This is a genomic window from Streptomyces sp. MBT53, from assembly GCF_016654115.1.
Taxonomy (GTDB): domain Bacteria; phylum Actinomycetota; class Actinomycetes; order Streptomycetales; family Streptomycetaceae; genus Streptomyces.
The window spans coordinates 35,089-59,545 of the sequence record NZ_JAEQAZ010000051.1 but is presented as its reverse complement, the minus strand read 5'-3'; the positions used below and the strand labels follow the sequence as shown (position 1 = coordinate 59,545).

Sequence of the window (24,457 nt, the reverse complement as noted above, 5' to 3'; positions counted from 1 at the left end):
ACACGATCATTGAGATTCTCCATCACCGGGATCCGCCTGCGCAGACGCGTGCGCACCACCGTCCCGGACCCGGCCACCTCACCGGTCCCGGATCTGTTCCAGCGGGACTTCACCGCCAGCGAACCCGGCCTGAAATACATGGGCGACATCACCTATCTCCCCCTGGACAACGGGGAGTTCCTCTATCTCGCGACCGTGCTGGACTGCTTCAGCCGCAAGGTCGTCGGCTGGTCCATCGCCGGCCACATGCGCACTGGCCTGGTCGCCGACGCACTGCGGATGGCGGCCTCGACCCGCGGCGGCCTGGACGGCGCGGTGTTCCACTCCGACCACGGAGCGCAGTACGGATCCCGGGCCTTCGCCGGCCTCTGCGACCAGCTTGGGGTCACCCGGTCGATGGGCGCGGTCGGCACCAGCGCCGACAACGCGGCCTGCGAGAGTTTCCACGCGTCCCTGAAACGCGAGACCCTCCAGGGCGCCCACGACTACGGCGACTCCGACACCTGCCGCAGGACCGTCTTCGCCTGGCTGACCCGCTACAACACCCGCCGCCGGCACTCCGCCAACGGCCACCTCAGCCCCAACGAATACGAACACCGACACCACACCGCTAAACTCACGCTCGCCGCGTGATCAATAACCGCGTGCCCACCTTCACGGGGGAAGGCCCCTTCTTCACGCGCTCTCGTCCCACCATGGCCCCTCTCGGTCGCTGCACCATCAAACACGCTTCGACGGTGTTCGAATCCTTGGCGCCCGCCATTCGGCGACACCTAAGTTGAGGCATCCAGCAATCCCAGCCGAGCAGCGATCCTTGGTACGCACCAGATAAGGGGTACTCGTGCGAAGCAGATTGACGAAGGTCAGGGCGATGTTCGCGGTTGCCGTGGCCGCGCTGGCGCTGACCTTCAGCACCGGTGTCGCATCAGCCGGTGCTGAAGGCGCCACCAGTCCCTACGCCTCCCAGGCCAGGCAGTCGGGACTCACCGCCTCTCAGACTTCGGCCCTCCAGCACGAAGTGGACCGGTATCTCGCCCAGATGGGCGGAAGGCAAGTGGCCGCCAACGTGATCGACCTGGGCGGCAAGAACCTCATGTTCGTGGCTGTCCCTGGCGAAGCTCACCCCCGCGACATGACCAAGGGGGCGCTGGTTAACGTCTGCGACGGTGTTATTCCCTACGGATACTTCTGCGCCTACAAGGGCACCGGCTTCACGGGCACGTCGATTCCCATGTACAGCTGCGCCCGATACCGCATTCCATGGACAGCCGACGGATCGTGGTACAACGACCAGACCACGGGTACCGTCGCCAACTTCCTGGACGACAGCGGCGTCTCACGCTGGCATGACGAGGGCGCCGAAGACTGGGACGCGGACGCACCTTGGTACTGGGTCCACTGGGTCAAGAACTGCTGAGCTTGTCATTTACGGTCCGGCGTCGAACGCAGGTCGAACTTGATCAGCGTTTTCGCAGTTCAGCGGACACGAAGGCGGCCTTCGTCTGATCCTTTACTCCGTCACAGAGTGGACCAGCGCGAAGGCCGTGTCGTGAGTTTGGTACATCAGGATGTCCTGCGGGATGCCTTCGCGGAAGTGTCACACTTCCGGACGGAGTTGTACGCGTGTCTGACCGCGCGGGGCGACGCACTGTTCGAGTTGTGCGACGCGTTGCTGTGCACGGACGGGCCGGTGCGGACGCTGGTCGATCTCGCACTCGCACCGGAACATCGCCGCGGGCACGGGGCTCTCTACGCCGGTCTCAATCAGGGGCGGATCGATGTGGCCCGGCTGCGCCGGGCGCTGGCCTCGGTGTCGCTGCCGCGAGCGGCGGACGGCCGGATCGTGCTGGCCGCAGACGTCTCACCGTGGCTGCGACCGGACGCCAACACCTGCCCTGACCGGGCTTTTTGTCACACATACGGCCGCGGAGGGGCAAAGCATCAGATGATCCCGGGCTGGCCATACTCGGTCGTGGTCGCGCTGGAAACCGGCCGGACCTCATGGACGGCGGTACTGGACGCGGTCCGTCTGGACCCCGGCGCCGACGTCGCCGCGGTGACCACGGTCCAGCTCCGCGAAGTCGTCGAACGGCTAGTCGCCGCCGGCCAGTGGAAACAGGGCGACCCCGACGTCCTGGTCGTGCTGGACGCCGGATACGACGCGCCCCGCATCGCCCACCTACTGGGTGACCTGCCCGTCGAGGTCCTGGGCCGATTGCGGTCGGACCGGGTGATGCGCCGGCCGACGCCCACTCTCAAGGAGTACGCCCTGTCCTATCCCCAAGGCGGGCGACCGCCGAAGCACGGCGGTGAGTTCGTCTTCGGCGACCCGGGAACCTGGGGCACGGAGCAGGCCGTGACAGCCACCTGCACCCGCCGCTACGGGAAGGCCACCGCCCAGGCGTGGGACCGGCTCCACCCGAGGCTGACCCGGCGGGCGGCCTGGCTCGATCACGAGGGGCCGCTGCCCATCATCGCGGGCACCGTCATCCGCCTGGCGGTGGAGAAGCTGCCCAGCGGCGGGGTGAACAAGCCGCTGTGGCTGTGGTGGTCGGGCACCGCCGCCACAGAAGCGGACCTCGACCGCTGCTGGCAGTCCTTCCTGCGACGCTTCGACATCGAGCACATGTTCCGCCTGTTCAAGCAGACGCTCGGATGGACCCGGCCCCGGCTCCGCAGCCCGGAGGCGGCAGACCGGTGGACGTGGCTTGTGGTCGCCGCCTACACCCAGCTCCGGCTCGCCCGCCCACTGGCCGCCGATCTACGGCGTCCCTGGGAGAAGCCGGCCGAGCCGAACAGACTCACCCCCGCCCGGGTCCGGCGGGGGTTCAGGAACCTGCGAGCGAAGACCGGCTCTCCAGCCGGTGCACCGAAATCGTCAACACCCGGACCAGGAAGACCACTTGGCTCGAAAAACCGCCGCACAGCCACCCGTCATGACGTGGGCAGAGTCCTCGTGACAGGCGAGGCATACAGCCGGCCCGCCCACCACAAGGTCGGCACGAAACCCCGTCGTACTGGATAAACGTCAAGCTCAGAAGCCATCCGCTTTCCGAACGTGATCGTTTGGTTCGGGCTGGGTGGGCATGAACTCCGGCTGGCGGCGGGAGAGATGGGCGTGGTTCGTCTGCTCGTCTCGCTTGTGGAGGTGGCTGGTGCCGTCGGTGCTAGGTCTGCTGGAGGCTCGGGAGAAGAAAGTCCGGGAAGAGGTGGCACGGCTGCGGGAGGAGGCCGAGCGGGTGGAGGCTGCCCTCGGCGAGGCGGAACGGGCACTTCAGCGTCTGGCGGATGCCCGCGTGACGGTGGCCGAGGTGCTGGCCGAGCCGCCCGTCGCGGTCGCGGAGCCGGTGGTGAGTGCGGTGGCGGGGTCGGTGGTGCCCAGACGGACCGAGGGCATGACGGCGGCGGTCCTGTCTGCGGACTACCAGCGGATCATGTCCGTGCTGGAGTCGGATGCGGCCCGGGAGGGTATGCGGTGCCAGCAGCTGGCCGCGGCCCTGGGCCTTCAGGCGGCTCCAGCGAAGGTCGAGGGGCTGCGGTCCAAGGCGAAACGCCTGGTGGAGCGGGGGTGGGCGCTCCAGGTGCGGCCGGGGGTGTTCACCCCGCTCGCGGCGTCGGCCGGCTGAAGGCGCCTGGCCGGTGCCCGGCCAGGCGGCTGCTCATGAGCATGGTCATGGACCACAGCACCATGGCCTCGTGCATGGCGGGCAGTGTCTCGTAGTCACGCACCAGGCGGCGCGAACGCATCAGCCAGCTCAGGGTGCGCTCCACCACCCACCTGCGCGGCAGCACCACGAACCCGCTGGTGTCGTCGGTGCGTTTGACGATCTCAAGGGTGAGCTGGAGTTTCTCTGCTGCCCAGCCGACGAGCCGGCCCGCATAACCGCCGTCCGCCCAGACGAGGCGGATGGAGAAGTACATGGTGCGCAGCCGCTCGAGCAGCGGGACGGCGGCGTCGCGGTCCTGCACGCTTGCCGCGGTCACCGCGACGGCCAGGACCAGGCCGAGGCAGTCCACGGCCAGGTGCCGCTTGCGGCCGCCCACCTTCTTCCCACCGTCCCACCCGGACGTCGAGCGCGGGATGTTCGTCGCCGCCCGCGGTGACTGCGAGTCCACGGTGGCGGCCGTCGGGTCCGGCGAACGGCCTTCCTTCTGGCGGACCTTGTCGCGCAGCCGGTCGTGGAGCTCGGTGAGCAGGCCCGTCACCTGCCAGCGTCGGGCGAACGCGTGCACTCGTGTCGGCGTACTGAGAAAGGTGGTCAGGCGCGTACAGACGAACGTGCTCAGTTGTGGGACCGGGACGACAACCCTGCGGTTGTGGCGGCGTCCGTGGGTGTCCATGACTGGCCGGCGGTCTGCGCCTGGAGCACGCGAGCGTAGGCTCTCAGGAATGCGGATCGGCGAGTTGTCCACGCGCACGGGCGTGAGTCCGCGCTCATTGCGGTACTACGAAGAGCAGGGCCTGCTGACCAGCTCACGCTCCGATACCGGGCAGCGTCACTATTCCGCTGCGGCGGTCCAGCGCGTCTCGCTCATCCGACAGCTGTTCGACGCGGGTATGTCGAGCCGGGTGATCGCGACTGTGCTGCCGTGTGTGGACGTCCCGGGTGACCTGGGCGTCGCCGAGGAGACGTTCACGGCGATGATGCGCGAGCGCGACCGGATCGACGCCGACATCGCGCACTTGATCGAGACCCGGGATGCGCTCGACGTGCTGATCAGGGCCAACAGCCGGCACCGGGCGGAGCTGTCCACGTCGCCGGAGTCGGCGGCACGGTTGGACTGATGCTGTGACCTGCGTCTCAGCCGCTTGCCCCTGACATCGATGTGACAGGTGAGGATGACTGCAGAGCCCGGAATCACCGGGTCGGTCACATGGGAGGCGGCAGAAGATGGGGCAGGCGTGGGGTTTCGGCAGGTATGGCGGGCCCGAGGTGCAGGAGTTCTTCGATCGTCCCGATCCCGCCCCTGGTCGCGGCGAGGTACTGATCCGGGTCGACGTGGCCGGCGTGAATCCCCTCGACCACATGCTGCGCTCGGGTCTGGTCCCCGGGCTCGACGGCGGGCGTCCGTTTCCCATTGTGCTGGGGATGGAGGCAGCGGGAACCGTTCTCGCCCGGGGCGAGGACGTCGACGGGCTCGAGGTGGGTGACGCGGTCTTCGGCTTCGCACTCACCGGTGGCGGCACCTACGCCGAGACGACGGTGCTGTCCGCGCCGAACACCGCGCGCATCCCGGCGGGCCTGTCCGTGACCGTGGCGGCAACACTGCCCGTGACCGGGACGACCGCGGTGGACGTGCTCGACCAGCTCGGCCTCCCGGCCGGTGCCACGGTCCTGGTCAACGGGGTCGGGGGTGGGGTCGGCCTCGTCGTCGCCCGGCTGGCCATCGGGCGCGAGTTGCGTGTGATCGGCACCGGGAGTACTGCCAAGCGCGAGCAGGCCGAGGCCATCGGGGTGCGGTTCATCGACTACACCGCCGGGGACGTCGTCGCCGCGGCACGCCAGCTGGTTCCGGAAGGCTTCGACGGGATCGTCGACCTGGTCGGAGGCGCCTCGCTGCGGACGGTCGCTCCGCTGGCCCGGGATCCCCGCAACGTCATCGCCGTGGGTGATATGTCTGTGCCCGATCTCGGTGGGCGTTTCATCGAGCGGCGCCTCGACCGGGAGAGTCTGGAGCGGTCCGCCAGGCTGGCACTCGACGGAGTTCTCGCACCCGTGATCACTGCGGTCCATCCGCTCTCCGACGCCCTGGCCGCACTCGCCTCCGTCGAGAACGGCCACGCTGCGGGCAAGGTTGTCATCAAGGTGGCATGAGAAGTGGCCTGGCCGCCCGGTGCCGTCGACCATCTATAGCGGACTGACGAGAGCCCGTGGTCAGCCATCACCAACTGAGCACGTTTACCTGTACGGGGTTGAGCACATTCAGGCGTACGCCGACACCTATATGGGACACCGCGAACCAGCCTGCACCTACTGGTACTTGTCGGCGGCCCCGGAACTGCTCGCCCTGGCCGCCGCCCGCCGCGACAGCGTCCGGAAGGCGGCCCGCCCATGACCCTGATCGCACCCACCCTGCAGGCGTTCTTCACCGAACGGCTCGGCCGCCAGCGTCAGGCCAGCCCCCGCACCATCGCCGCTTACCGTGACGCGCTCCGCCTCCTGCTGGGCTTCGTCCAGCAGCAGACCGGCACCGCCCCGGCGAAGCTGGACTGGAACGACCTGAACGCGAACGTGATCTCTGCGTTCCTCAACCACCTGGAGGACGAGCGCGGCAACAGCACCCGGACCCGCAACGTCCGCCTGACCGCGATCCGGTCGCTGTTCTCCTACGCCGCCCTCCAGCACCCCGAACACGCCCTGCTCATCCAGCGGGTCCTGGACATCCCACCCAAGCGGTTCGACAAGAGGACCGTCACGTTCTTGACCGCCACCGAGGTCGACGCCCTGCTGGCGGCACCGGATCCGAAACGCTGGGAGGGACGACGGGACAAGGCCATGCTGGCCCTGGCCGTCCAGACCGGCCTGCGCGTCACCGAACTCACCAGCCTGAACTGCGACGACATCACTCTGGGCGACGGCGCCGCTGTTCGCTGCGAGGGAAAGGGACGCAAACAGCGCACCGTCCCCCTCGACCGCCCCGTCCAGAATCTGCTCGGCGCCTGGCTGAACGAACGCGCCGGGCGCCGCGGCGATCCCCTCTTCTGCACCCGCACCGGACGACGCCTCAGCCGCGACGCCGTCGCTCAACGCCTGAGCACCCATACCCAGACTGCGGTGCGAGTCTGCCCGTCCCTGCTCGACAAGAGCATCCACCCGCACGTCCTGCGGCACAGTTGCGCGATGGCGCTGCTGCAGGCCGGCGTCGACACCACGGTCATCGCGCTCTGGCTCGGCCACGCCGGCGTCCGCTCCACCGACGCCTACGTCCACGCCGACATGACCATCAAGGAGAAGGCCCTGGCCCTGACTGCACCAATCACCGCTCAGCCCGGCCGCTACCGGCCCACCGACAAGGTTCTAGATTTCCTCGACCGTCTATGAGGTGGGGCAGGGCGAACCCTCGCGGCTGGAAAGACCTCGGACGAAGACCCAGCTCAGTCGGCGCCATCGACTCCGATAGCCTGCGGCGGTGGCCGATGCTTTGTTGAAGTTCCTGATCGATGCCGATCACGGGCAGTTTTATGTCCAAGACCTGGGGCCCTATGACGCGTGGATGGCTGAGCACGCGACGGACCCGGACCTGCCGCCAGCCGGCTGGACCCAGGAAGCGGTCCACATCCATCGAATCGGGGTGGAGCCGCACTCGCTCTCCGTCGGCACTGCCCGGGACGACATGGTCGAGTCACTGATCATCGTCCATGAGTTCGAACCGATGACCGAGCCGACGGCCGAGCACATCGTGGAGACAGACCTGGACGCCCCGACCGGTCAACTCACCATGTCCAGCCCGGGACTCCACCCGGAGGACGGGCCCAGCATGACCGTTCCCGCCGGTTTGTTGCGGGCCCGGGTCTCCTACATCCCGGCTGAAGCGCCCGACGTCGACACCAACGGCGGCCCTGGCGACCACTTCCTCTATCGGATCGACCTCTGGCCCGCCGACAAGACACGCGAGCTTGTCATCCTCAAGCAGGGTCCGAACCCGTGGGCCGGATAGATCCTCCCAGCCTGCGACTATGCCGAGCAGAACAGCCGCCACGCAGCCCGCGATCACGCTTGCTGATGGTCACCTCGGCATAGTCGCGGTCTCGGCATAGGTCGATCTATGCGGATATCGGCATAGGTGGACGAGCTCGGCTATATGGAACTGGATCGCAGGGGCGCTGAGCTGCTGTTCCAGGTTCTGACGGAGCGTGAGGAGAAGAACAGCGTCGCCATCGCGTCGAACGAGAGTTTCAGCGGTTGGACCAAGACCTTCACCGATCCCCGGCTTTGCGCGGCCATCGTCGACCGCCTCACCTTCGGCGGCAACCTGATCCAGACCGGCACCGAATCCTACCGCCTCGCGCTCACCCAGGCCCGGGCCGCAGCACAAGACGCCGCCAGCTGACCCCAACGCTGCCGAGCAAGGCAACAAGCTCAATTTCCGTTGATGCAGTCAGCCAGATGCGGCAACATGCTCCGATGCCGGAATCCCGGATCGAGCCGCTTGCCGTCGACGGCAACGGCAACGCTCTGATCGCGTTCATCCCTGAGGCAGAGGACGCCCCACCCGACGACGCCCCCCTGCCGCTGTCGCTGGTGGCTCTTTGGCACCACGACGCGGTTCTGCTGGTCTTCGGCAGACAACGACAGGAATGGGAGCTGCCCGGAGGAATCATCGAACCGGGCGAAAGCCCACGCCAAGCCGCTTCACGCGAGCTACTGGAAGAGACCGGTCAGAAGACTGATGCCCCCTCACAGTTCGTCGGCTACGCGAAGTTCATGCTTCAACCTGATCTGCGGATGGAGTACGGAGCGCTGTTCATCGGCAACGTCACACACCCTGGGCCCTTCCGGGACAACGAGGAAGTCTCAGCTTTCCGCTGGTGGGACCCCACAGTTCCACTGCCTGGAGGCACAGAGTCTCTCGACCTGCACCTTGCCCGCCTAGTGAGGCCCCCGCGACACCGAGAGGAGCAGGCCAACCTAGAGGGGTTCAAGGAAACTCACTGACGGTGTCAGTTCTCATCGATATTTTCCCGCCCCGTGATCACCAAGCGCTGCCCAAACTCAGCGATACACGGTGTCGCCTGTCAGCTACGAAGCCACGGCCGCGTCGGGGAAGCGGCGCGCTGCCGCTGCGAGCAGTGGGGCGCTGGGGCGGCGCAGTACCAGTTCCAGGCTCCGGAGGTCACGGGAGTGCACCAGAGCGAGGAGTGCTGGCCTGGCGGTCTCTTCGGCGGCACCTGTTGCGTACCGGTGCAGCGTGTCGCGGAGACCGGCGTCCGGGTCGGGCAGGTGCTCGATCCAGTGGCCGATCGTGCGCAGGCGGCTGGCAAGGGCGCGGGTGCTCCTCTGCTGAGGCAGGGCTGCCAGCAGCAGGTCCAGCACAGTTGGTTCCCGATCTCGCCAGATCTCGGCGATCTCCTCGGCCAGCCAGGAACCGCGCGAGCCGATGTCTCCGGCCGTGATCCAGCGAGCGGCCACAGTGAGGCCGGCGTCCGGATCCCCGGTGAGCAGACGCCTTACTAATCGTTTCAGAATGAGTTGAGCTGCGGGTCTTGCGCTCAGTGATCTTGGTCGGCAGGGTGTCCGGAGTGCGTGCTGATCTTGTTCCTGACGACTTGTGGGAGCGGGTGGCTCCGCTGCTGCCGACCGCTCCCGAGCGGCGCCTGCGCCATCCGGGGCGGTTGCGTGTTCCCGACCGAACTGCACTCGCCGGCGTCCTGTACGTGCTGCGGACCGGTGTCGCCTGGCGTGACGTCCCCGCGGAGACTATGGGCTGCTCCGGGGTGACGGCCTGGCGCCGACTGCGAGACTGGACCGAGGCTGGCGTCTGGCCCCGCCTGCACGCCGCCCTGCTGAGCGAGCTGCACCGCGCCGACCTGCTGGACCTGGACGACTGCGCCGTGGACGGCTCGCACATCCGGGCCCTCAAAGGGGGGATCACGTCGGCCCCTCGCCCGTCGACCGGGCCCGCCCCGGCTCCAAGCACCACTTGATCGTCGACCGTCACGGAACCCCGCTCGCCGTCACGCTCACCGGCGGCAACCGGCACGATGTCACCCAGCTCCTGCCCTTGTTGGACGCGGTCCCATCCATCCGGGGTCTGCGGGGACGCCCCCGCCGCAAGCCTCGGCGACTGTACGCGGACCGGGGCTACGACTTCGACAAGTACCGCCGCCTGCTGTGGAAGCGTGGCATCAAACCCGTGATCGCCCGACGCGGTGTCGCCCACGGCTCTGGGCTGGGCAAGGTCCGCTGGGTGGTCGAGCGCGCCTTCGCCTGGCTCCACCAGTTCAAACGACTCCGCACCCGCTACGAGCGACGCGCCGACCTCCATCAAGGCCTGCTCGAACTCGCCTGCGGAATCATCTGTCTCCGACGGCTTCTGAGAGCAGTCGAAGCGCAGCAGTAGGCTCCTGACGCGTGACCTTTTCTCCTCACGGCGTACCTGCGCCACTCCGCCATGAGCCCAGCCCGGAGGCCAGGCAAGAAGCGGACGACGACGCGTTGATCAAAGCTCTGCAGGCTCGCGCATGGGATCCGGGCCTGCGATTCGACCGCGCGGACGTCCCTGCCGCGTGGATCGTCGAGCGTTATGGCAAGCCCCGGTTGGAGCGGATGCGAGACGACATAGTTTCGTATGGCAGTGATGGGACGGTTGAGCTCAAGGCCGAGACCGAGGAGGTGACCGACTACTACGCCGACGCTCCTCGCGGGCCGCTGTTCCCTCCGATCTCCCTGTCAGAGGTCGAGAAGGCAGAGCAGAGAATCGGACGCCGTCTTCCCGAACTGCTTCGGCGCCTCTACACCGAGGTCGCCAACGGAGGATTCGGACCCGATGGCGGGCTTGCCTCCCTGACCGACGGCAACCGGGCTCCAGGGCACTTGCGCGACTGGCCGTGCGCGGCCAGCGTCCACGAACGCAACCTGTCAGAGGGCATGCCACCATCGTGGCTCTTCCTCACCTACGGCGGCTGCACGATGGAATGGCATGTCTCACTGAGCGCAGTCGACAACCCAGTGCTTCTCTACGACGCCGACGGCTACACCTTCGGGGAAGGCCCTCACGACGGCCTTCGCCATGCGACCGCCTCACTACGGAAATGGCTGTGGACCTGGGCTGACGGCGGCGACGTCTGGGATGAAGTCCTGTGACTGCTCTTACGAGCAAGAGTGACGTCGCCTCCCACGTCCAGCTCATTCTGAAACGGTCAGTTAGTTGCTCGTCCTGGGTAGTGGTGCCAGACCAGGGAAAGTCTTCGTCCCCTGGGTCAGGTTCGGCACCGTCCTCGGCGATCACATCTACCAGATCAGCCGGGTAGGGCGGCCCGGATCGTGCGACGGCAAGCATGGCCGCCGCCAGCCTGACCTCAGGCAGCGGGCCGTCGAGTGCCCCTGTCTCCCGTCCGAATCGGGCCAGGACCACCATCGCGTCCGCCCGTACCGCCGGGACGGGATCGGTGGCGTAGACCCCCTCGAGCTGTGCCACGACGGAGGCCCGCTGCTCCACTGGAAGCAGATCGGCCACGGCCGCGACCACCCGCAGTGCAGCCCGGCGTATCCCTCGCTCGGTGTCCTCGAGGCAGAACAACAGCTCTGGGAGCACTTGGCAGAGCTCGATGCAAACTGCGGCGACCGAACTGCTTGGCCAGTGAGGCAAGTCGACGTCCGCCGGGTCGTGGTCGGCAAGGACGGCGAGCAGCATCAACAACTCGGCGCGCTTGTTCGGGGCGTGCCGCACGGCGTGCGCGAGGAAGGAGACGGCAGGCGCCGACGCTGAGTAGACCGTCCCCTGGTGGTGGATGTTGCCGTAAAGCTCATAAATCGCCTCGTCGGCCATCTCCCCGTCGTCCTGGTAGATCGCCTTGATCAGCTCAGGCACGTCCTCCGCGGAACCGTAGGCGTGGGTCAGGGAATGCCACCGGACACGGTCCAGCTCGGCCGGAGATCTCATGGTCTGCGCTCCTCAGCTGATCAGGTGCGCCGACCATATCGATCACCGCCGACAAGGCCTCGTCCAGACCGATGCGGGATTGACGAACCCTGTGCGAACGGCCGCTCCCTCACGCCGCGGCCGGCCTCGGTCTACCCGACGACATCGGCATGCCGACCACGCACTACGCCATACCCGTCGAAGCCAGCCACAGCGGCGGCACCGCGTACACGCTGCTCCGCCTCGGCCTCTGCAACCAGACCGGGCGGGCCGAACACGACAGACGCGTTCCCCCCGGCCGACCGGGGTCCTGGCTCTGCTGGACTCGGACGACGACTGCCCCGTCGAGCCGGCCCGGACCCTGCATGAGCACGCACAAGCCACTCACCACAACGTCCCGCTGGTCGCAGTCGCGGCAGTCCGTGAATTCGAAGCCTGGTTCCTCGCCGGCGCGGCCAGCCTGGCCGGCCGCGCCGGACTGCCGCACGGCCTCCAGCCGCCACCGCGTCCAGAGAGCATCCGGGGCGCCAAGGAGTGGCTCTCACGGCAGATGCCACCGGGCGCGACGTACCAGGAGACCGCACACCAGCCGTCCTTCGCAGCACAGTTCGACCTGGACGCCGCGCGCGCCGCAGCGCCCTCCTTCGGCAAATTCTGCCGTGACGTGAAATTCCTCGTCACCGGAGAACGCGAACGGCACGGCTGACCTCGCCAGACGGGTGGGTGTTGATCCATGAGAGGCCGCCGAGGTCGAGGTGTTGTCGGGCGCGGGTGACGGCGACGTAGGCGAGGCGGGCGTCGGTGTCGTTGACGGGTTCTGGGACGGGGTGTCCCTGGTCGTCGTGCCGGTCGGTGTCCTTGGGCGGTGGGAAGTCGTTGCCGATCTGGACGGTGGGCCATTCGCGGCCTTTGGCGGTGTGGGCGGTGGAGACGGTCACCTCGGCGTGGGCTTCGTCGGTGAGTTGGTCGACGGCGGTGAGGATGGCGTCGGGGCCGTGGGTGTCGACGAGGTCGACGAAGGGCTGCAGGTCACGACCGGCGGGATCGTGGGCGGCGTAGTCCTGGACTTCGCTCCAGGAGGGGAAGAGGACGAGTTCGGGGTGGGTGGTGCGGCGCCCGTCTTTGAGGTCGCGGGCGGCGAGGGCCAGCGCGGCGAGCTGCTGTCCTCCCCGGGTGAGGGCGACGCGGTGGCCGGTAGTGAGCAGGCGCATGACTTCGGCCAGGGCGCCGATGTTGGTGCGGCACAGCACCGCGTCCGGCCGGTCGAGGTCGCCGACTTCGGTCGCGATGGTGTCGGTGCCGGTGAGGCGGATGGGGGCGTCGGCGAGTGTGAGCCAGCGGTTGGCCTCTTCGGCGATGAGGGGGCCGAAGCGGAAGGAGCGGGTCAGGGTGAGGGGAGTGGCGTCGAAGCCGGTCATCACATCCTGGGCGCCGCGCCAGCCGTAGATGGCCTGGGCGGAGTCGCCGACCACGACGAGCTGGGCACGGCCGCGCTGGGCGGCGAAGACTTCCTCGAGGACCGGGTTGGTGTCCTGGGCCTCGTCGAGGAAGAGGAAGTCGGCTTCGATCGTGGGCTCGGTGAGGGCCCACATTTTCAGGTAGTGGTCGTGTTCGAAGCGGACCACGCCCCGCTCGGGGTTGTGCAGGTCGGCCCAGGCTTCGAGGGCGAACGGCAGGACCTGGTGGGCGAGTTGGGCGTGCCCGGCGGGTGTGTCGAGGCCGCGCAGGCGCGGCACGTGGTGGCGGGCCAGGGTCCGGTCGGCGGAATAGCAGTAGTGGGTCACGGTGCGCAGCACGGAGTGGGAGAGCGCCCGGGGGCTGATCTCGTGATCGCCGATGCGGACCGGCCGGGTGATGCCGAGTGCCTGGCCGGTCTTCCAGGCGGGCTGGCGGGGGCTGTTGATCCGGCTGGTGAAGCGGTGGCCGAGGGCGGCGTAGGCCGTGGCATGGGCGGTCTTGCACCGCACCGTGCGCGGGAAGCGGGTGGCGGCATCCCGGGCGATGTCCTTGTTGAAGGCGAGGTAGCGGCCACGGCGGCGGGTGCTGTCGGCGAGCAGGCCGAGCGTGCTGGTCTTCCCCGTCCCGGCGCCGGCCTGCAGGACGAGATGGTGACCGGCCCGGAAGGCATCGACGGCATGGGCCTGTTCGCCGGTGGGCGTGTGCAACAAGGGCTCCGATGAAAAAGGGATCGGGGAACGCAAGGCGGGGTCTGCAACCGCTGTGCCGCGGGTGGTGCGGGGGAGGGGGAGTCACGGCGCTGCGCGGGTGGGCTGGTGCTGACGGCCGTGCAGGAGCCCGTCGACGCAGGCCAGTACTTCGTGGGGCGTGTGGTGGGCGAGCAGGCTCTCCAGCCGGTCCTCCAGCCGTCGGGCGCGTTCCTGCTCGGCCCGGGTGAGGGCCGCGGTCACACGCCGGCGGAGCAGGTCCCGGGGCCGCTGTCCCACGACGGCCGCGTCCCGCCGCAGTGCCCTGTCGGCTGTGTGGCCGAGGGCGACGTTGAGCAGGACCTGACCGTGCCGGTCGGGGTAGTGCGTGCTCAGGACGTCGATGGGCAGCAGCACGTCCAGCCGGCGCCGCAGCGCATGCAGGGCCCCGCCGGGACTGCGCGCGCCACGGACCGCCATCAGCCGGGTACGGTCCGCGTTCGCGGCCAGCGGCACACCGCAGCGCGCATGCCGGAGTTCGCCGGAGGTGGCGGGTCTGGTCAGGGTGCTCTCGACGGCGTGGTGCGGCATCACGGCCGGACCCCCTGCCGAGCGCGGCCCGCAGACCCGGGGCGCCGGGCGGGGGCGGGCAGGCGGGCGTGGATGTGCTCGTGGTGGCGCAGCGGGTCGAAGGGTTCCCACTCGGCCACCGCCAGGTCGGCGGCCGTGGGCGAGGCTGCGTGCTGCGGGCAGCGCTGGGCGCGCCAGCGCAGCTGCTCGGCGTACGGGAGGGCACTGAGGTCGTAGAGGGCCATGACCGCGGCGGGCAGGGCCAGCTGACCGCTCGTCGCGGTGGCCGGGACCAGCCTCCAGGTGCCGGCTGGGGTATCGGGGGAGAGCAGGGTGCTGGTGCAGCGGTGACGGCGCCGGGTCGGGGCGATGCACTGGATCTCGTCCACCGGGCGGGCGGCGAGGTAGCGCACGTACAGCAGCTGCACGATGGGGCGGGCCGGGCGGCAGGCCCCCGAGTTTTCTTGCTGGGGTGCCGGGCTGTCCGCGAAGGCCGGGGGAGGGGTGAAGGCGCCGGCGTCGATCAGACGGCGGGTGTTCACGGCCAGCACCCTAGGCATCACCCGTCAGGGATGTGCTTGGACCGTCAAAAGTCTCCCGCGACCGTCAAGCAAGTCCAGCAACAACCGCGTCAAGCATCACCTGGGACTGCACAGTCAACGCACCCCGACCTGCGTCAGTGCGGTGGGCGAAAAGCGCCGATGCCCATCCCTGCAAGTCAGGGGAGATGCATCGACGCTTCCGTTCGTGAGCGGGCTACTGATCGAATGAGTGCGAGCGGAATAGGCTGACGAAAGCGGACCAAGCCCCGGTGCGTACGGCAAGCGCAGGTCCCGCCGCGTTCTTCGAGTCTCGGACCCCGACCTTAGTGCTCAAGGCAGCGACCTCGACGCAGTTCCCCCCCTCGCCTGTGCTGTAGGAGGACTTGAACCAGGCCCCCTCGGGGGCAAGTTCGGTGGAGACAGCGTGCTGATGGATCATGTCTTCTCTCGCTTTAGTGTCTCAACGAATGCAGGGGTTTCCTCGGGCGGCTGCGCCGAGGCGATCATGGAGTTGAACCAGCGGGTGAACCGGGCCACGGTGGCAGGTCGGTCGGACATGGACATGGCGCTGCCGAGGCCTGTGTCGACCTGCACGGTGGTAGGGCGGTCTCCACCGAGGTCAAGGATCGTGAAATTGCTCCAGAGACGTTTGACCGGGGCATCCGTCAGCAGCACTTGGATAGTCACGTTGGGCAGCGCAGCCATGCGAAGGATCTCGTCGTACTGGCCCCGCATCACAGCAGGGCTGCCGACGGGGTGCCGCAACGCGGCTTCGCCCAGGATCGCCCACAGCTTCCGAGGTTCCTCGTCACGAGTGAAAGGCTCGCGACGTTTCATGCGTAGCGCGACGTTGCTGATGATGAACTCGCTTGTCGTTTCTTCGATCGGCTGCACCTCGGTGAACTGGGCGTGTGCGTACCCCTCGGTCTGCAATTGCCCCGGAATCACGTTGGGGTTGTAGACGCTGACGGCCTGGGCGACGGATTCGATCCCCGCGAACGTCCTCGTGGTGGTGAGGACCGTGCGGAACTGGGTTGTCCAGTCCTGACTTGCCGGGGCCTTGTAGAGATCCTCAAGCGACTGCACCAGGTCGAGGTCGTCCGCGACGCCGTAGGCGATCAGTAGCTTGCGAAGGTCACCGACCATTCGGAAGGCGCTCTGGCCGAGTTCGATGCGTCGCAACTTGTCGTAGGTGAGCCCGTTGACCGTCTTCGCGGCCTCTTCGATGGTCAAGCCGGCGGTCTTGCGAAGCTCGCGCATCTGGATGCCGAGGTCCACTCGTGGTGCCGTCGTCCCGATCTGCTTGGCCATACCCTGCATCCTCCAGCGTCTCAAGTCGCCTGTGTACGCACGGGAGCTACCGATCTTGCCATCCGAGCTCGGAGCCTGACACCCCAAGTCCCCTTCTTGTAGCCCTCACTGCATCTTGCGGCATATACCAATCCATGCGCCAGTGCATATGCAGTACACATTCGATTGCGTATGAACCTGCCTCGGCGCCAATCTAGTTGGGCGCGCCGGATCGGACGTCACGTTCAGAGCGGAGTGCTCGGTGGGCGCTTTCGTGTGACGGGTGCTGGTGAGCGGCCCTGCGACGATCCGCGCTTCGCGTACGGCTCGGTTCCTGCTGGGAACCGTCCACTTCCGTGGGTGTGGACAGCGGGACTTCCGCGCCGGGCCGGACGCGCCACTGCTTCATGACGAGACGGAGAAGGTGACGAGGATGTCCCCGAAAGTCGCTGGCCACGCTGGCGAGGCAGCCACGTGTCCGGTGTCCGTAGCGCCTGATGTCCCGCTCCGTGGGGCGTTCGGAGGATCCGGTGTGGACGTGACCATGCGCTCCGTGCTCAGCGTGTACCCCGGATTCGACATGTCCTTCAGGCGAAGTGCGGGTTCCACGGCTGGCGTGATCGCCGAAGCGGACCGCGCCGTGCCGTCTCGTTCACGCGTTATCGTCCGGGCCGCGCTGCGGTATTGGGGACTGCAAGAGCTCGTCGAGGATGCTGATCTGCTCGTCACCGAGCTCGTCACGAACGCGTTCAAACACGGGCGCGGTGATGTCGGGGTGCGCCTGTACCTCACCGATACGCACCTCCTGATCGAGGTGCGGGACGGTTCTCCCAAAGTTCCCGTGCTGGGCGATGCCGCTCTCGACGACGAGGCCGGACGTGGTCTCTTCCTCGTCTCCGCCATCGCCGACGACTGGGGTGTCAGCCCTGACGGCATGACGACCTGGTGCTCCCTCCCCTTTTGAGAAGGAACGACGGCATGGAACAGCGCGCCAGTACCGTGGTCCTGGATCTCGCGGGCGAAGACACCTGGTGGATTCGGAAGGAGAAGTTCCCCGCCGATAGTCTCGCGGCCGGGAATGCTCTCCGCTTCACCCGTCTCTACCTGCATGCGGACTTTGAGCACGTCTTCGTGGACATCGAGGATGCGAGCGCGGTCGCGGGTGTGCTGATGGCCAACGCCGTACGCCATGCGCGTGTGCCCGAGTACGCCCAGATCACCGTGGAGTGGGCGCTCCTGGCCTCCGGTGACGTCGTCATCCAGGTGCGTGACCGCCGTCGTGACTTCCCCGACTTCGACGAGGTCATGAAGTGGGAGCCGGCCGAGGGCGACCGTCCCCGCGGTTTGTGGATCGCCCGCCGGCGCGGAGCGGAGATCGCCTACGCCCCCGTGGACGACGGGAAAGTCGTCCAAGCCTTGATTACGCCGCGTGCGCTGGCCGATTAACCCCCGTCGTGCATCGTCCCCCTTGACCGGCCGCCGGGGTGCTGCGCGCCTTGCCTCCCCCGTCGAGGCGCCCGTCCCGGCGGCCAACTCCCCTTCTTTTCAACCTTCTTGAGGCTCCGATGACCCCCTTACCAGCGCTCCGGCTCTGTCTCAGGCCGTTAGCCACACTCCCCGTTGCCCGCGCCCTCGCCACGGGAGAGACTCCGGAGCGCCCGCGCAGGAACGGGACCTGCCGATGAACGGCGCTGTTCAGCCCCAGTTTCACCCGGCGGGGTTCGACGGCGCGCTGCGGACGGCGCTGGACGACATCCGTGCCGGCCGGTGGCGGTCGACGAGCGAACTGCTGAGGAACTGCCGCACCTGGGGGGTGCGTACCGCTCGCAGTCAGGTTCTGGCGGCGGCGGTGGTGGCGGCTCAGGGGGATGCGGTCGAGGCGTGGTTGCAGGAGGAGCCGAGCGCCGACGCGTTGATGATGAGGGCGCGGGTGAGGGTGCAGCAGGCGCTGGGTGCGTACCGGGCGGGGGAGCGCGGTGTGGGGGTGCTTGCGGGCCGTGCCCGGGCGGCGTGCTTTGAGGCGGCGCGTTACGGGCCTGCTGATCCGGTGCCGTGGGTGTGTCTGGTGGCGCTGGCGCAGCTGGACTGGCCCGAGGAGTGGCGGCGGCGCCCCGAGCACCGGGTCCAGCCCCCGGAGTACATGCTGCCGTCCGGGCCGTGGGTTTTGTTGCACGAGGCCGACAAGCGTGATCCGGGCAGTCGTGAGGCGTGGCACCGCATGGTCCAGGCGCTGCGGGCGTACGGGGCGAATGTCCGCGACGTGGTCCGGTGGATCTGTTCGTGGGCGCCGGAGGGTTCGTCGCTGTTGTTGCTGCCGCTGTATGTGCACGCCGAGCACTATGCGAAGGAGCGGGCCCGTGGTGCGCTGACCCCGTTGTACTGGACCACCGACCTGATCTCCCACTCCGCGTGGCGGGCGTTGGAAGGGTGGTTCTGGCACGCGGACCGGACCGAGTGGTTGCCCCAGGACCTGGGCCACCTTGCGCAGACGCTGTTCTCCACAGGCCTGTACCGGGAGGCTGCCCCGGTCTTCGAGGCGATCGGGCCGTTCGTCACCCCGGAGCCGTGGAAGTACGTCGCCGAAGCGCCGGACATGTGGCTGGAGCAGTTCGAACGCGCCCGCGACAAATGCCTTGCGGCTGCGGCTGCGGCGGGCGGCACGCGGTACGCGGCGCGACGCCGGTGACCGGTCGCCGAAGCACCTGCCGCGCCCCGCCGTCTCGGCACTCCCTCACCCCGCAGGCCACCGCTCGGCCCCCCTGGTCGTTTCACCGTCCCCGCCCCCGTTTGTGGAGGTATTTCCGTTGTCTTCCCCAAGAACCACCCACCGCCGCGCCCCGAACGATGAGGATGTGTTGCGGCAGATGGGCTACAAGCCCCAACTGGCCCGCCGTATGGGCCCGTTCGGGAACTTCGCGCTGAGCTTCTCGATCATCTCGGTGCTGTCCGGGTGCATGACCCTGTTCGGGTTCGGGCTCATTACCGGCGGTCCGGCGGTCATGCTGGGGGGCTGGGCCTTCGTCGGTCTGACGGTGCTGTGTCTGGGTGCCGCGCTCGCCGAGGTCACCTCCGCCTACCCCGTCGCCGGTGCCCTGTTCTACATGGCCGGCCGGCTCGGCGGCCCCAAGTGGGGCTTCTATACCGGGTATTTGAACCTGTTGGGTCTGCTCGGCGGCATGGCCGGGGGCAGTTACGGCATGTCGCTGTTCGTCGGCGCGTGGTTGAACCTCCAGTGGGGCTTCACGCCCACCCCCGGAAAGACGCTGGCCATCTGCGGCGCCATCCTGTTACTGCTGGCCGTGCTGAACCTGTTCGGGGTGCGGCTGGTGTCCGTGCTGAACTCGGTCAGCGTGTGGTGGCACATCGGTGGCGTCGCGGTGATCGTCGGCGCCCTGGCCCTCGTCCCCTCCCGGCATCAGTCGGCGAGCTTCGTGTTCACCCACTTCGCCAACACCACCGGGTGGGGCAACCCGCTCTACGTGATCGCGCTCGGGCTGCTCCTCGCGCAGTACACCTTCTGCGGCTACGACGCCTCCGCCCACCTCTCCGAGGAGACCGCCCACGCCCAGATATCCGCCGCCAAGGGCATCGTGAACTCCATCTTCTACTCCTGGATCGTGGGCTTCGTCCTGCTCGCCGGGATGCTGTTCGCGATCCAGGACTACGCCGGCACCGTCGGCAGTGCGACCGGGGTGCCGCCCGCGCAGATCTTCCTGGACGCCCTCGGCCTGACCGGCGCGAAGATCCTCCTGCTGGTCGTGATCGTCGCCCAGCTGTTCTGCGCGAACGCGGGACTGGCCTCCGCCTCACGGATGGTGTTCGCGTTCTCCCGCGACGGTGCCCTGCCCTTCTCCAAGACCTGGCAGCGGCTGAGCCCCCGCACCAAGACCCCGGTCCCGGCCGTGTGGCTCTCGGTGGCCGTCCCCTTCGTGCTGGCCCTGCCGTCGCTGTACTCGCTGACGGCGTACTCCGCGGTCACCGCGATCAACGTCATCGGGATCACCCCCGCCTACGCCATCCCCGTCTACCTGCGCCTGCGCGCCGGGGACCGCTTCGTCCCGGGGCCCTGGTCTCTGGGCCGCTGGAGCAAACCCATCGGCTGGATCGCCGTCGGCTGGGTGGCCTTCATCAGCATCGTGTTCTGTCTCCCGCAGGTCTCCCCGGTCACCACGGATTCCTTCAACTACGCCCCTGTCGCGCTCGCGGCCGTCCTGCTCCTGGCCACCGTCGGATGGGCGACCCGCGGCCGACGCAGTTACGGGATCCCTGAGTACGGGACCGCCAAGGAGCGCGCCCTGTTGGGGGAGGACCTCGTATGAGTGAGACCTCTCGCCGGCCGGAGGCCCCCTACTTTGCGGCCCTGTGCGAACTGGTGGAGCGCGGAGCCGCGGACACCGTGCTGCTGGCTGTGCCCGACATGCTGGGCCGGCTGAAGGGCAAACGGATCGACGCGCACCATTTCGTTGACCGCGTCGCGTTCGGCGGCAGCGACGTGTGCGCCTACGTCCTGGCCACCGATGTCGACAACCGGGCGCTCGACGGCTTCGCCCTGGCCTCCGCCGAGACCGGCTACGGCGACGTGAGCCTGCTTCCCGACCCGGGCGCCGTCTACCAGCTGGGCTGGATGAAGCGCACCGCCCTGGTCTTCGCCGACGCGATCGGCCGCGACGGAGGGCCCGTCAGCGTGGCCCCGCGGCAGATCCTGCAACGCCAGCTCGCCCGGCTCGCGTCCCGCGGCATCACCGCCCGGGTCGGCCTGGAGACCGAGTTCGTGCTCAGTTACGCCGACGCCACGGACTCCCACCGCCGCCCCCTGCGGCCGGTGTTCGACCGCAACCTCGACTACGCCCTCGACCACCCGCGCCTGCTGACCCGCTTCTTCGAGGAGCTGCAGGAGTGCCTCGGTGCCATGGGGTGGCCGGTCGAGGCGGTCAAGACCGAGGGCGCCCCGGGGCAGGTGGAAGTGACGTTCCCCTACGGCGATCCGCTGCGGGCGGCCGACATCCACCTGCTGTTCCAGCATGCCGCGCGGACCCTCGCCGAGCAGGCCGGACTGGTGGCGAACTTCATGGCCGCACCCGCGACCGGCATCGGCAGCAGCTGCCACATCCACCTCTCTCTCCAAGGCCGCGACAAGGTGCCGCTGTTCGCCGAGACCGAGGGGCGGATGCCCGATGCCGCCCGCTACGCCGTCGGCGGCCTCCTGGACGTCCTGCCGCACCTGGGGCTCCTGTATGCGCCGACGGCCAACTCCTACAAACGCTACGTCCCGGGAACCTTCGCCCCAACGACCTTCACCTGGGGCCGCGACAACCGCACCTGCGCCATCCGGGTCGTCGGCCGGGGCGAGAACCTCCACCTGGAGAACCGTCTGCCCGGCGCCGACACCAACCCTTACCTCGCACTCGCCGCGACCCTCGCCGCCGTCCTGGCCGGCCTCGACCACAAGCCTGAACCAACCCAGCCCTACATCGGCAGCGCCTTCGACGACCCCCAGGCACCACCGGTACCGGGCTCACTGCAGGAGGCACTCGACGCCCTCCAGGGCTGCCCCCTCCCGGCGCAGGACTTGCTCACCCCGGAGGTGGCCGCGCACTACAGGAACGCGGCCCGCCACGAACTCGCCGTTCACCGCACCACCGTGACTGACCTCGATCTGCACAGGGGACTCACTCCGGCCTGATCGGCATCCAACTCCCGTGCGCGGCGGCCGGGTTGGGGCTCGCCGCCGCGTACGGGCCCTCACCTCGCCGGTATTGGACACGGAGCTCCGGCTCTGTGCTTGGCGCCGGGGAGCGGGACACCCTTCGTTCCCCGGGACCAGACGGTGGCCCGGGGGCGAAGGGCCCCGGATCCCATCAGACAGACCACTTCTCGGCAGGGCTGTCCGTTCCCTCATTTTGGAGAGTGTCTTGCTCGCGGCGCTGTTATTGGGCAGTGTCGGGGGCGCCTACCTCGCTCTGCTGCGTCTGGCAGGGGAGCAGGCGGAGTACGGGATTGACGCGTGCGGTAATGCCGCCCGTGAAGTGATCGGGGTCAGCTTCCGACTCGCGGATCCCCGTCAGCGTCTGCCGTATCTGGCCAAGCGCGGGCGAAATCGGGTGTTCCAGTCCGCCGAGGCCCTCTGGCACCTCGCCGGCCGCCGGGACCTGGGGATGATCGGCCGCTACTCGGCGTCCGTACGCGACTGCAGCGCCGGCGGTATCCGTCTGGGTGGGTCCGCCTACTGACACACGTTGTCCGGTCCGCCCACGTCAACGACACCGACGCCGAGCGCGTCAAGCGCGTCCTTGAGGAGGCGGACTTCGGGCCGGCGGCGCTGTCTTTCCCGTTCGCGGCGATGCCCCGCAACACCACAGGCTCCGCCATCGCGGACGTCCCGCGCCACGAACACGTACTCCGTACGAACCGGCGCCGCGGCGCGGTGGCCCAGGACATCGACTTCGACCGCTGGGCGGTCATCCTGCGCAAGCCGGATGCCGTCGAGCGCGGTCTCACCGGCGCCGTCCTGACGCCGATCGAGGCTTCCGGCTGCACGATGATGAGCCGCCGCACCGGACCGTACAGCCGTGGCAGGTCCATGTGCACTACAGGGATGGGATCTCATCGTCGGCGCGGACCGTTTCCCCGACCCGGACATCCCCGCCTGCCTGGACGACACCTACGCGGGCAAGCCCGTGACCGTCGCCCTCGCCTACGGCGAGCCCGGCATCCACAGCCACCTGTGCCAGCTGATCAGTCACTTCGATCCATTGCGGGCCGTGCCGGGCACGATCCACGGGGATCTCGGTCACGACAGTCTGGAGCTGGCTCCCGTTGCACGTGACGGGGTCGGGGCCCATCGGGTCCGCTACGGTACGAGCGTCCTCCGTACAGCCCGATGGGATTTCCTTGGTGAACAGTGCTCATGACGCCGTGTCAGCTGGCGTTTTCCGGTTGGTTGTGACGGGTGGCGGGACCGGTGGGCACACCTATCCTGCGCTGACGGCGGTGCGGACGCTTCAGCAACGTCTGGCGGTGTCCGGCCGGGCGTTGGAGGCGCTGTGGATCGGCACGGAGGGTGGTCTGGAGGCCAGGGTCGCACCCGCTGAGGGGATCGCGTTCACGACGGTCGCCACGGGCAAGATCCGGCGGTCGGCGAATCCGCTGAAGATGCTGTCGGGGGCCAACATGACGGACATGGCGCGGGTACCGCTCGGGGTAGCACAGGCCCGCAAGATCATTGCGGATTTCCGGCCGGACGCCGTCCTGGCGACGGGCGGCTACGTGGCCGTGCCGGCCGGGCTCGCGGCCCGGATCTGCCGACGGCCGCTGGTGCTGCACGAACAGACGGTGCGTCTGGGCCTGGCCAACCGCAAACTCGCCGGGTCGGCGACCGCGATCGCGGTCTCCTCGGAGTCGACGCTGGAGCTGCTTCCCGCAGCCTCCCGGGCGATCGCCGTCGTCACCGGGAATCCGGTACGGCCTCAGGTGCTGTCGGGGCACGGCGCGAAGGCGATCGAGGCGCTCGGCCTGCGAGGCTTCGACAGCCGACGGCCCACGGTGTACGTGACCGGCGGCGCCCAGGGCTCCCAGCAGATCAACGAGGTCGTGGCGGAAGTGCTGCCCTGGTTGCTCACGCACGCGAACGTCGTCCACCAGTGCGGGCCCGACCACGTCGAGAGCCTGCGCCGCCGCGCGGCGTCACTCCCGCCGGAGTCCGTCGGCCGCTACTACGTGAGCGGGTTCGTGGGGGCGGAACTGCCCGACGTGCTCGCGCTCGCCGACGTGGTGATCTCGCGCAGCGGAGCGGGCACACTCGCCGAGCTGACCGCGCTCGGCAAGGCGGCCTTGTTCATCCCGCTGGCGTCCTCGGCGGGCAACGAGCAATACCACAACGCCCGTTACCTCCAGGAGGCGGGCGCCGCCGTGGCGCTGACCGACGGTGTTACCGGGCAGGCTCTCGCCAGTGCACTGGAGCCGCTGCTGGCCGATCCGGGCCTGCGGGCGGCGATGGCGGAGCGGGCCCGCGCACACGGAAGGCCGGACGCGGCCGAGAGGCTGGTGGACGTGATCCTGTCCGCCGCGGCCGGCTGACCCCAACCGCAGGAGAGCATCGGAAGGCCCTGGACGCCCGTTACCGCAGGCCGGAACGTGCGTTGGTGTCTGAGAGGAGCGGCGTCACGCCGCTCCGTCTGGTCACAGGATCTGAGGCCTCGCGCCTGCCTTTCGGGCGGCAGCGGGGGACCGGGGCAGGGACTGGCGGGCAGGCCCGATCGGTACCACGCGACCGAGCCTGCCGACGCCGTGGCGAAGCTGGTGGATTCGGCTGGGATCCCGACCGCTGCG

27 protein-coding genes and 1 pseudogene are annotated in these 24,457 nt (G+C 68.6%); 21 read left to right on the top strand and 7 right to left on the bottom strand.

Annotated elements, in window-relative coordinates; genetic code table 11:
* From JHN45_RS20825 to JHN45_RS20810, 4 genes are all read left to right on the top strand, one after another.
* The coding region (locus JHN45_RS20825; protein ID WP_236583867.1) for an IS3 family transposase at window positions 1-633 on the top strand (633 nt) is incomplete at its 5' end.
* A gap of 238 nt (window positions 634-871) precedes the next feature.
* On the top strand, window positions 872-1,417 hold the full coding sequence (locus JHN45_RS20820; protein WP_201049992.1) for a hypothetical protein: 546 nt from the start codon (window positions 872-874) through the stop codon (window positions 1,415-1,417).
* 132 nt (window positions 1,418-1,549) lie between these two features.
* Window positions 1,550-3,025 carry an NF041680 family putative transposase gene (locus tag JHN45_RS20815; RefSeq protein ID WP_201049991.1) on the top strand — a complete coding sequence of 492 codons (1,476 nt, stop codon included), beginning with the start codon at window positions 1,550-1,552 and terminating at the stop codon, window positions 3,023-3,025.
* A gap of 130 nt (window positions 3,026-3,155) precedes the next feature.
* Window positions 3,156-3,626 carry a hypothetical protein gene (locus tag JHN45_RS20810; RefSeq protein WP_201049990.1) on the top strand — a complete coding sequence of 157 codons (471 nt, stop codon included), beginning with the start codon at window positions 3,156-3,158 and terminating at the stop codon, window positions 3,624-3,626.
* Here JHN45_RS20810 and JHN45_RS20805 read toward each other — a convergent pair.
* Complete coding sequence (locus JHN45_RS20805) at window positions 3,598-4,233, bottom strand: IS5 family transposase (RefSeq protein WP_201049989.1); 636 nt, start codon at window positions 4,231-4,233, stop codon at window positions 3,598-3,600. The two genes, JHN45_RS20810 and JHN45_RS20805, sit on opposite strands and share 29 nt — an antisense overlap.
* Window positions 4,234-4,390: 157 nt before the next feature.
* On the opposite strand from JHN45_RS20805, the gene JHN45_RS20800 reads away from it, so the two are divergent.
* The 6 genes and pseudogenes from JHN45_RS20800 (at window position 4,391) to JHN45_RS20775 (ending at window position 8,657) form a co-directional block, all read left to right on the top strand.
* The gene (locus JHN45_RS20800; RefSeq protein ID WP_201049988.1) at window positions 4,391-4,786 is read left to right on the top strand and encodes a MerR family transcriptional regulator; all 396 of its coding nucleotides are present in this window, start codon (window positions 4,391-4,393) and stop codon (window positions 4,784-4,786) included.
* A 106-nt stretch (window positions 4,787-4,892) separates the two neighbouring features.
* Window positions 4,893-5,816, top strand: coding sequence for an NADP-dependent oxidoreductase (locus JHN45_RS20795; RefSeq protein WP_236583865.1), 924 nt, complete (start codon window positions 4,893-4,895; stop codon window positions 5,814-5,816).
* 237 nt (window positions 5,817-6,053) lie between these two features.
* Window positions 6,054-7,043, top strand: a complete 990-nt coding sequence (locus JHN45_RS20790) for a tyrosine-type recombinase/integrase (protein WP_201049987.1) — start codon at window positions 6,054-6,056, stop codon at window positions 7,041-7,043.
* A gap of 88 nt (window positions 7,044-7,131) precedes the next feature.
* Window positions 7,132-7,659: a hypothetical protein gene (locus JHN45_RS20785; RefSeq protein ID WP_201049986.1), complete on the top strand. Its 528-nt coding sequence runs from the start codon at window positions 7,132-7,134 to the stop codon at window positions 7,657-7,659.
* A gap of 126 nt (window positions 7,660-7,785) precedes the next feature.
* Window positions 7,786-8,052, top strand: a pseudogene (locus tag JHN45_RS20780) (ATP-binding protein); the annotation flags it as partial.
* Window positions 8,053-8,126: 74 nt separating this feature from the next.
* The gene (locus tag JHN45_RS20775; RefSeq protein WP_201049985.1) at window positions 8,127-8,657 is read left to right on the top strand and encodes an NUDIX hydrolase; all 531 of its coding nucleotides are present in this window, start codon (window positions 8,127-8,129) and stop codon (window positions 8,655-8,657) included.
* A gap of 84 nt (window positions 8,658-8,741) precedes the next feature.
* Here JHN45_RS20775 and JHN45_RS20770 read toward each other — a convergent pair whose 3' ends face one another.
* Window positions 8,742-9,131, bottom strand: coding sequence for a hypothetical protein (locus JHN45_RS20770; protein WP_201049984.1), 390 nt, complete (start codon window positions 9,129-9,131; stop codon window positions 8,742-8,744).
* A gap of 110 nt (window positions 9,132-9,241) precedes the next feature.
* Between JHN45_RS20770 and JHN45_RS20765 the strand changes: the two genes are divergently transcribed.
* The 3 genes from JHN45_RS20765 (at window position 9,242) to JHN45_RS54715 (ending at window position 12,289) form a co-directional block, all read left to right on the top strand.
* Window positions 9,242-10,062 (top strand): IS5 family transposase gene (locus tag JHN45_RS20765; RefSeq protein WP_201049983.1). Its coding sequence is split into 2 segments (ribosomal slippage): window positions 9,242-9,581 and window positions 9,581-10,062, totalling 822 coding nucleotides; the frame shifts between segments, so codons are not numbered across the junction.
* Between the two features lie 11 nt (window positions 10,063-10,073).
* The gene (locus JHN45_RS20760; RefSeq protein ID WP_307783153.1) at window positions 10,074-10,805 is read left to right on the top strand and encodes a hypothetical protein; all 732 of its coding nucleotides are present in this window, start codon (window positions 10,074-10,076) and stop codon (window positions 10,803-10,805) included.
* Between the two features lie 797 nt (window positions 10,806-11,602).
* On the top strand, window positions 11,603-12,289 hold the full coding sequence (locus JHN45_RS54715) for a DUF4276 family protein (protein ID WP_201049982.1): 687 nt from the start codon (window positions 11,603-11,605) through the stop codon (window positions 12,287-12,289).
* On the opposite strand, the gene JHN45_RS20750 is transcribed toward JHN45_RS54715, so the two are convergent.
* From JHN45_RS20750 to JHN45_RS20730, 5 genes are all read right to left on the bottom strand, one after another.
* Entirely contained in the window at window positions 12,261-13,748 is a 1,488-nt protein-coding gene (locus JHN45_RS20750) for a UvrD-helicase domain-containing protein (RefSeq protein ID WP_201049981.1), read from the bottom strand. The genes JHN45_RS54715 and JHN45_RS20750 overlap by 29 nt on opposite strands.
* A gap of 84 nt (window positions 13,749-13,832) precedes the next feature.
* Entirely contained in the window at window positions 13,833-14,318 is a 486-nt protein-coding gene (locus tag JHN45_RS20745) for a hypothetical protein (protein ID WP_201049980.1), read from the bottom strand.
* The gene (locus JHN45_RS20740) at window positions 14,318-14,839 is read right to left on the bottom strand and encodes a hypothetical protein (protein ID WP_236583863.1); all 522 of its coding nucleotides are present in this window, start codon (window positions 14,837-14,839) and stop codon (window positions 14,318-14,320) included. The genes JHN45_RS20745 and JHN45_RS20740 overlap by 1 nt, the downstream gene beginning before the upstream one ends.
* Window positions 14,840-15,053: 214 nt before the next feature.
* Window positions 15,054-15,278 (bottom strand): DUF397 domain-containing protein, encoded by a 225-nt coding sequence (locus tag JHN45_RS20735; RefSeq protein ID WP_201049979.1) that lies wholly within the window; start codon window positions 15,276-15,278, stop codon window positions 15,054-15,056.
* Window positions 15,275-16,150: a helix-turn-helix transcriptional regulator gene (locus JHN45_RS20730; RefSeq protein WP_201049978.1), complete on the bottom strand. Its 876-nt coding sequence runs from the start codon at window positions 16,148-16,150 to the stop codon at window positions 15,275-15,277. Before JHN45_RS20730 ends, JHN45_RS20735 begins: the two co-directional genes overlap by 4 nt.
* 511 nt (window positions 16,151-16,661) lie before the next feature.
* Here JHN45_RS20730 and JHN45_RS20725 point away from each other — a divergent pair.
* The 8 genes from JHN45_RS20725 (at window position 16,662) to JHN45_RS20690 (ending at window position 24,205) form a co-directional block, all read left to right on the top strand.
* Complete coding sequence (locus JHN45_RS20725) at window positions 16,662-17,093, top strand: ATP-binding protein (protein ID WP_307783152.1); 432 nt, start codon at window positions 16,662-16,664, stop codon at window positions 17,091-17,093.
* Between the two features lie 14 nt (window positions 17,094-17,107).
* Window positions 17,108-17,575, top strand: a complete 468-nt coding sequence (locus JHN45_RS20720) for a hypothetical protein (protein ID WP_201049977.1) — start codon at window positions 17,108-17,110, stop codon at window positions 17,573-17,575.
* A gap of 235 nt (window positions 17,576-17,810) precedes the next feature.
* A complete protein-coding gene (locus JHN45_RS20715; protein ID WP_201049976.1) occupies window positions 17,811-18,815 on the top strand; it encodes a hypothetical protein in 1,005 nt (334 codons plus the stop codon).
* Between the two features lie 178 nt (window positions 18,816-18,993).
* The gene (locus tag JHN45_RS20710) at window positions 18,994-20,448 is read left to right on the top strand and encodes an amino acid permease (RefSeq protein WP_236583878.1); all 1,455 of its coding nucleotides are present in this window, start codon (window positions 18,994-18,996) and stop codon (window positions 20,446-20,448) included.
* Window positions 20,445-21,812 (top strand): glutamine synthetase family protein, encoded by a 1,368-nt coding sequence (locus JHN45_RS20705; RefSeq protein WP_201049974.1) that lies wholly within the window; start codon window positions 20,445-20,447, stop codon window positions 21,810-21,812. Before JHN45_RS20710 ends, JHN45_RS20705 begins: the two co-directional genes overlap by 4 nt.
* A 229-nt stretch (window positions 21,813-22,041) precedes the next feature.
* On the top strand, window positions 22,042-22,359 hold the full coding sequence (locus JHN45_RS20700; RefSeq protein ID WP_201049973.1) for a hypothetical protein: 318 nt from the start codon (window positions 22,042-22,044) through the stop codon (window positions 22,357-22,359).
* Window positions 22,360-22,698: 339 nt separating this feature from the next.
* A complete protein-coding gene (locus JHN45_RS20695; protein WP_201049972.1) occupies window positions 22,699-23,040 on the top strand; it encodes a hypothetical protein in 342 nt (113 codons plus the stop codon).
* 70 nt (window positions 23,041-23,110) lie between these two features.
* Window positions 23,111-24,205, top strand: a complete 1,095-nt coding sequence (locus JHN45_RS20690; protein ID WP_236583877.1) for a UDP-N-acetylglucosamine--N-acetylmuramyl-(pentapeptide) pyrophosphoryl-undecaprenol N-acetylglucosamine transferase — start codon at window positions 23,111-23,113, stop codon at window positions 24,203-24,205.
* The last annotated feature ends 252 nt before the right edge of the window (window positions 24,206-24,457 follow it).

Bases quoted from the DNA above. Each gene is read 5' to 3' on its own strand.
- JHN45_RS20820 (WP_201049992.1), top strand. From the start codon at position 872: ATGTTCGCGGTTGCCGTGGCCGCGCTGGCGCTGACCTTCAGCACCGGT.
- JHN45_RS20775 (WP_201049985.1), top strand. From the start codon at position 8,127: ATGCCGGAATCCCGGATCGAGCCGCTTGCCGTCGACGGCAACGGCAAC.
- JHN45_RS20705 (WP_201049974.1), top strand. From the start codon at position 20,445: ATGAGTGAGACCTCTCGCCGGCCGGAGGCCCCCTACTTTGCGGCCCTG.
- JHN45_RS20710 (WP_236583878.1), top strand. From the start codon at position 18,994: ATGGGCTACAAGCCCCAACTGGCCCGCCGTATGGGCCCGTTCGGGAAC.
- JHN45_RS54715 (WP_201049982.1), top strand. From the start codon at position 11,603: ATGGTCTGCGCTCCTCAGCTGATCAGGTGCGCCGACCATATCGATCAC.
- JHN45_RS20800 (WP_201049988.1), top strand. From the start codon at position 4,391: ATGCGGATCGGCGAGTTGTCCACGCGCACGGGCGTGAGTCCGCGCTCA.
- JHN45_RS20745 (WP_201049980.1), bottom strand. From the start codon at position 14,318: ATGCCGCACCACGCCGTCGAGAGCACCCTGACCAGACCCGCCACCTCC.
- JHN45_RS20795 (WP_236583865.1), top strand. From the start codon at position 4,893: ATGGGGCAGGCGTGGGGTTTCGGCAGGTATGGCGGGCCCGAGGTGCAG.
- JHN45_RS20730 (WP_201049978.1), bottom strand. From the start codon at position 16,150: ATGGCCAAGCAGATCGGGACGACGGCACCACGAGTGGACCTCGGCATC.
- JHN45_RS20790 (WP_201049987.1), top strand. From the start codon at position 6,054: ATGACCCTGATCGCACCCACCCTGCAGGCGTTCTTCACCGAACGGCTC.
- JHN45_RS20720 (WP_201049977.1), top strand. From the start codon at position 17,108: ATGGAACAGCGCGCCAGTACCGTGGTCCTGGATCTCGCGGGCGAAGAC.
- JHN45_RS20735 (WP_201049979.1), bottom strand. From the start codon at position 15,278: ATGATCCATCAGCACGCTGTCTCCACCGAACTTGCCCCCGAGGGGGCC.
- JHN45_RS20715 (WP_201049976.1), top strand. From the start codon at position 17,811: ATGAACGGCGCTGTTCAGCCCCAGTTTCACCCGGCGGGGTTCGACGGC.